1 protein-coding gene is annotated in these 574 nt (G+C 68.3%); it reads left to right on the top strand.

Annotated elements, in window-relative coordinates:
* Nucleotides 1–360 precede the first annotated feature (360 nt).
* Nucleotides 361–574: aldo/keto reductase (locus PKE99_RS38500; protein ID WP_271215164.1), on the top strand; the 214-nt coding region annotated here is incomplete at its 3' end.

The following is a 574-nucleotide window of genomic DNA, read 5'->3' as shown; positions in this document are numbered from 1 at the left end:
GCGAACGGCCGACTCCGGAGAGCTACTACTCGGGCGTCGTACAGGGAGTCGCCGGCGTGCGCTGAGGCCGGCCGCTGCGGGACCGACCTGTGCTCCCCTGGGTCGGTCCCGCCTCACCCGACCCAGCCTGTCCCCGGCTGCGCCGCCGACCGCTCGATCACGCTCCCGAGCGCCAGGGCGTGCTCGGGATGGCCGGGCCGGTAGCGCTGGGAGCGAGCTCGGACTCCCGTTCGGAGATGCGCTCGACCTACGATCCCGTCGCTCGGGAGTGTGTGATCGGAGGACGAAAACCCGCGGATGACGTTTCGTGCTTGTGATGTTCTCGGGTAAGGAAGAGGCTACGATATTGGACCTTCTGCTATGAGCGTGAAGACAGTTCGGCTGGCCGGAGCGGATGTTCCACCGATCGGCCAGGGCACCTGGCGTATGGGTGCGGACCGCCCGGCCGAGATCACCGCCTTGCGGGCCGGTATCGATCTCGGGATGACCGTGATCGACACGGCCGAGCTCTACGCCGACGGGGCTGCAGAAGAGGTCGTCGGTCAGGCGGTGCGTGGCCGTCGCGACGAGGTCT

The organism is Pseudonocardia halophobica (assembly GCF_027922425.1).
GTDB lineage: Bacteria > Actinomycetota > Actinomycetes > Mycobacteriales > Pseudonocardiaceae > Pseudonocardia > Pseudonocardia halophobica.
Note: the sequence above shows the minus strand (reverse complement) of the source record. Positions and strands in the feature narration are given on the sequence as shown.